A 5,076-nucleotide genomic window follows, 5' to 3' on the forward strand; every position below is an offset into this window, starting at 1 on the left:
CGCCAGACGCTCTTTGTGCGGTATTGCCCTTGACTTTTCCCCCGTTCTCGTTTATACTGAATATAATATAAGATTCTAGGAAAAAGGTGATCGTATGAAAAAGGCACTGATTGCGATGAGCGGCGGTGTAGACAGCTCCGTGGCGGCTCTGCTGATGCAGCAAAAGGGCTACGAATGCGTCGGGGCGACCATGAAGCTGTTCGAAAACGAACAGGCAGGCGTAAAGCGGGAAAAGACCTGCTGTTCTCTGGACGATGTGGAAGATGCCCGCAGCGTGGCTTACCGGCTGCACATGCCCTACTATGTTTTCAACTTCACGGCAAACTTTGAAAAGGAGGTCATGGATCGGTTCGTCTGTGCCTACGAAAAGGGCTGGACTCCCAACCCCTGCATCGACTGCAACCGGTACTTGAAATTTGAAAAGCTCTATCTGCGGATGCAGGAAATGCAGATGGACACCATTGTTACTGGTCACTATGCCCGCGTGGTCTACGATGAAGCTTCCGGACGGTATCTACTGAAAAAGGGGCTGGATAACAGCAAGGATCAGAGCTACGTCCTGTACAATCTGACACAGGAACAGCTGGCACACACCCAGTTCCCTGTGGGGGAACTCTCCAAGCACGAGGTGCGGGAGATCGCTGAGGCAAACGGCTTCATCAACGCGGACAAGCCGGACAGTCAGGACATCTGCTTTGTTCCCGACGGCGACTATGCCGGATTCATTGAACGCTACACCGGCAAAACGTCCCGGACCGGTGCATTTCTCAACACAGCCGGTGAACCGATCGGCACCCACCGTGGTGTCATTCACTACACCATCGGACAGCGAAAAGGGCTGGGCATTTCTGCCCCGCATCCGCTGTATGTCTGCGGCATCTGTCCGGAACAGAACACCGTCACGCTGGGCGGCAGTCAGGACTTGTTTTCCCGCAGGCTGACCGCCACCGACGTGAACCTGATCTCCTGCGACAGTCTGGAAAAGCCGGTTCGCGTACAGGCGAAGATCCGCTACCGCCATCCGGAACAGCCTGCCACGGCATGGTGCACACCGGACGGCGTACTCCATGTGGAATTCGACGAGCCGCAGCGGGCGATCACCTGCGGGCAGGCTGTCGTTCTCTATGACGGCGAAACCGTTGTGGGCGGCGGCAGAATTTCCAGTGCGGAAAAGTCCTGAGGCAATACCGCACAAAGGCGTATTTCGTCGTTTTCCACAATTTCGGCAGCGTTGTTTTGTACACCTTTTTGAAAAAAATTGCTGTTTTGCCCTTGAAAACCTACAAAACCTATGGTATAATAGTAGTATATGATAAAAAAGTATAGGCAGCACGGCGTGTAAATGCTGCCTGTCACGCTGGAAAGGACGACACATGAAAATCTCAACCAAAGGACGATACGCCTTACGCATGCTGCTGGATCTGGCACAGAATCAGGGGGACGGCTACGTTTCGCTGAAAGACATTGCCCAGCGGCAGGACGTTTCGAAAAAATATCTGGAGCAGATCGTTCCACTGCTGAACAAATCCAATATGCTCCGCACCAACCGCGGCTATCAGGGCGGTTACCGGCTCTCCAAGGCTCCGGAGGAGTATACTGTCGGCGAGGTGCTCCGCATCACAGAGGGCGACCTTGCACCAGTGGCATGTCTGCAAACCGGTGTGGTGGACTGTCCCCGTGCGGAACAGTGCCTGACGATCTCTGTGTGGGAAGGACTGTATAAGGTAGTCAACCGTTATCTGGACAGCATCACACTACAGGACATTTTGAACAGCGGACCGGGCTGCGGAGATGATTACTGTATTTAAGGCAACCCGTCCGCTGTCCGGCGGATCTCGTTCGGTGTTGTTTCAGTTGTTTCAAATTTTACAAAAAACCGTCTTGTCAAAGGCGGTTTTTTCTGTTATAATAGAAAATGCGGCAAATTGACGCGTGATGCACACGCCGGAAAATTTGCCGGAATATGATAACACTAGGAGGTGCGGCATGAACGCTGACCCTTATCCCTTGCCATGTACGCGATATGACTTTGGCAAACGGATGAACACACGGAAAATGAGCAAGGACAGCTGATGCCGGCACCGGTCGGGCTGCCTTGCGGGAAAGGTGGTATCCGATTTGGTTTCTTATTATAAAACCGTGGCAAACCGGTTGATCGAGGTGGATTCTCTGATGCCGGGGTGCTGGATCTCTGTGGTAGACCCCACAGCACAGGAACGGAAAATGCTGATCGACGATTACGGTCTGGACAGCGACTTTCTGAAATCCTCACTGGACGAAGAAGAATCGTCCCGTGTGGAGCAGGAGGAAAACCAGACGCTGATCATCGTGGACACAGCCGTTTCGGAAGTGCAGAAGGACGACACGCTGATTTTTTATACCATGCCTCTGGGCATTATCCTGACCGATCATTATGTTTTTACCATTTCTCTGCGGGAGAACAAGGTCATCAATGATGTAGTCAGCGGACGGGTGCGGAATATCCAGACTCAGTTCCGGACACAGTTTGTCCTGCGGCTGATGATGAACATCACCGCATCTTTTCTGGTATACCTGAAACAAATCGACAAAACTTCCAGTGCCATGCAGCGGAAACTGCACGGTGCCATGAAGAATCACGAACTGATTCAGATGCTGGAACTGGAAAAATCCCTGATCTACTTCTCCACATCGCTGAAATCCAATGATGTGACCATGAACAAAATCCTCCGCGGCAGAGTGGTGAAGCTGTACGAAGAAGATCAGGATCTGCTGGAAGATGTGCTGATCGAGTTGAAACAGGCACAGGAAATGGCGAGCATTTACTCCGGAATCCTGTCCGGCGTGGTGGACGCGTTCGGATCTGTCATTTCCAACAATCTGAATATCGTCATGTGGCGATTGACTATGGTGACGATCATTCTGGCGATCCCGACGATGGTCTATAGCTTTTATGGCATGAATACGCTGGATCTGCCCTTTGCGGAGCATACATGGTTTCCCACGCTGCTGTCACTGCTGCTGACGGCGATCGTGGCATTTGTCCTGTTCAAGTATAAGAAGAAATAGCGGCGGCAACGCAAAAAAAGGCAGCCGGAACGGTTTTCCGGCTGCCTCGCTGTAAGGGAAACACTGCATAAAGCCTTTATTTGGATTCGCCGTTCTCTGCGGGCGGCGGTGTGACCTCCAGCCGAATAGACTGAATGGTCTGGTTTTCCACTTCCAGTACGGTGAAGTGGAAGTTGTCGTGCTCTACGGTTTCGCCGGCATCGGGAATGTGCCCCAGCAGTTCCATGACCCAGCCGCCGATGGTGGTGCAGTCGGTTTCCGGAACCTTTGCAGGAGCGTCCTCCTCGTCCAGTGCGGAACAGACATCGCTGATGCTGAACGACCCCAGAATGGTGTACGTGTGGGGAGCCGTCTTCTGGAACTCGTGAATGACTTCGTCGCTCTCGTCGTAGATCTCACCCACCAGCTGTTCAATGATGTCCTCCAGTGTGACCATGCCCTTGGTGCCGCCGTACTGGTCTACCACAATGGCAAGGTGAGTCTTGGCGTGCTGCATGTCCCGCAGAATATCGCTGATGCGTTTGGTTTCCGGTACATAGATGACGTTCTGTGTGATTTCCGACAGCTCTGTAAATTCGCCGCACATGAGCCGGAAAAAGTCCTTGTTGGTAATCATGCCAATGATGTTGTCCATGTCCTTTTCGTACACCGGAAAGCGGGAAAAGTGGTTGCTGAGGAACAGCTGCTTTGCTTCCTCCACTGTGGCATCCGAGGGGAGAGCTACCATGCGGACACGGGGGATCAGAATATCGCTGACGGAAGTTTCGTCAAACTGGAGGGCGGAAATGACCAGATCGCTTTCCTGTTCTTCCAGTACGCCTTCCTCCTCGATCTCGTCAATGATGTATTTCAGTTCGTCCTCGGTGACACTGGGCGTTTCCTCTTTGGCGGTGAACGCACGGGAGAGCAAACCGAAGAACAGTACAAACGGCGTCATCAGCAGTGTGAATCTGGAGAGAATGCCGCCCAGAGCCAGAGCCAGCTTGTCCGCATGGGACTTGGCGTAGGACTTTGGCAGCACCTCGCCGAATGTCAGCACCAGAATCGTCATGACGACTGTGGAAATGGCTGCACCGGCAGAGCCGAAATACGCGGTAAAGAGAATGGTTGCCAGAGAAGATGCAGCAATGTTGACCACGTTGTTGCCCACCAGAATGGCAGTCAGAGCCTGTTCATAGCGGTTCGCGATGTCCAGAGCCTTTTCGGCACGTTTGTCGCCGGAATCTGCCATGTGCTTTAACCGGATTTTGTTGACGCAGGCGAAAGCAGTTTCCGTGCTGGAAAACAGTGCGGAAAAAGCAACAAGAATGAGAATTGGTATGACGTAACCCAAAATAGTTCCTCCCGAGAAAGTGTGGGCAACACTGCTGTACAAGTTTTGTGCGGTGCTGCCTGTAGAATCATTGATTCTTCTATCATACCATAAAATTTAAAAAAAATCAAGGGAAACCACAATTTTTGTGAAAACTTGTCGAAAAGGGGAATCTTCTATGGAAAAAGCAATTCATTGGATCATCGACCATTTGCCGAAGCCGCTGCAAAAGCTGTGGTACGACCACGAATCCGTGTGGATGTACATTCTCATGGGCGGTCTGACTACAGTAGTTTCGCTGGTGTTCCAGATGCTGCCGACAGCACTGTTCAACACCATGCATATGGCGAACTGGCTGAACACCGGACTTTCCACCACGATCTCGTGGATCTTTGCGGTGACGTTTGCCTTCTTCACCAACAAGAAGTACGTGTTCAAAAGCGAAACCCACACCAGGGCGGCGTTCTGGCGGGAATTCTACATGTTCTACGGTGCCCGTCTGGTGACCTATTTTCTGGAGCTTGCCATTATGGAACTGGGCAACCACTTCTTCGCCACCGTCAACGGCGAGATCGTCACATGGCGTTCGCTGCTGGTGAAGATTCTGGCACAGGTAGTCATTCTGGTGCTGAACTACATCTTCAGCAAGCTGGTGATCTTCAAGAAAAAAGAAACAGCAGAATAAGGGCAATACCGCACAAAGATTGTGCGACAGA

At 52.0% G+C, this 5,076-nt stretch carries 5 protein-coding genes; 4 read left to right on the forward strand and 1 reads right to left on the reverse strand.

What is annotated here, in order from left to right; translation table 11 throughout:
* Nucleotides 1-94 precede the first annotated feature (94 nt).
* The 3 genes from mnmA to RUMCAL_RS00710 all read left to right on the forward strand — a co-directional run bounded on the left by mnmA (nt 95) and on the right by RUMCAL_RS00710 (nt 3,048).
* A complete protein-coding gene (mnmA, locus tag RUMCAL_RS00700; RefSeq protein WP_021680449.1) occupies nt 95-1,180 on the forward strand; it encodes a tRNA 2-thiouridine(34) synthase MnmA in 1,086 nt (361 codons plus the stop codon).
* A 193-nt stretch (nt 1,181-1,373) separates the two neighbouring features.
* Nucleotides 1,374-1,808, forward strand: a complete 435-nt coding sequence (locus tag RUMCAL_RS00705) for an RrF2 family transcriptional regulator (protein ID WP_021680450.1) — start codon at nt 1,374-1,376, stop codon at nt 1,806-1,808.
* 310 nt (nt 1,809-2,118) lie between these two features.
* Entirely contained in the window at nt 2,119-3,048 is a 930-nt protein-coding gene (locus tag RUMCAL_RS00710; protein ID WP_040646368.1) for a magnesium transporter CorA family protein, read from the forward strand.
* A 76-nt stretch (nt 3,049-3,124) separates the two neighbouring features.
* Here RUMCAL_RS00710 and RUMCAL_RS00715 read toward each other — a convergent pair whose 3' ends face one another.
* Complete coding sequence (locus RUMCAL_RS00715) at nt 3,125-4,381, reverse strand: HlyC/CorC family transporter (RefSeq protein ID WP_021680454.1); 1,257 nt, start codon at nt 4,379-4,381, stop codon at nt 3,125-3,127.
* Between the two features lie 157 nt (nt 4,382-4,538).
* Between RUMCAL_RS00715 and RUMCAL_RS00720 the strand changes: the two genes are divergently transcribed.
* Nucleotides 4,539-5,045 (forward strand): GtrA family protein, encoded by a 507-nt coding sequence (locus RUMCAL_RS00720; RefSeq protein WP_021680455.1) that lies wholly within the window; start codon nt 4,539-4,541, stop codon nt 5,043-5,045.
* The last annotated feature ends 31 nt before the right edge of the window (nt 5,046-5,076 follow it).

This window comes from Ruminococcus callidus ATCC 27760 (assembly GCF_000468015.1).
GTDB lineage: Bacteria > Bacillota > Clostridia > Oscillospirales > Ruminococcaceae > Ruminococcus_C > Ruminococcus_C callidus.

Excerpts from the sequence above, each read along its gene's own strand:
- RUMCAL_RS00720 (WP_021680455.1), top strand. The coding sequence starts at position 4,539 with ATGGAAAAAGCAATTCATTGGATCATCGACCATTTGCCGAAGCCGCTG.
- mnmA (WP_021680449.1), top strand. The coding sequence starts at position 95 with ATGAAAAAGGCACTGATTGCGATGAGCGGCGGTGTAGACAGCTCCGTG.
- RUMCAL_RS00705 (WP_021680450.1), top strand. The coding sequence starts at position 1,374 with ATGAAAATCTCAACCAAAGGACGATACGCCTTACGCATGCTGCTGGAT.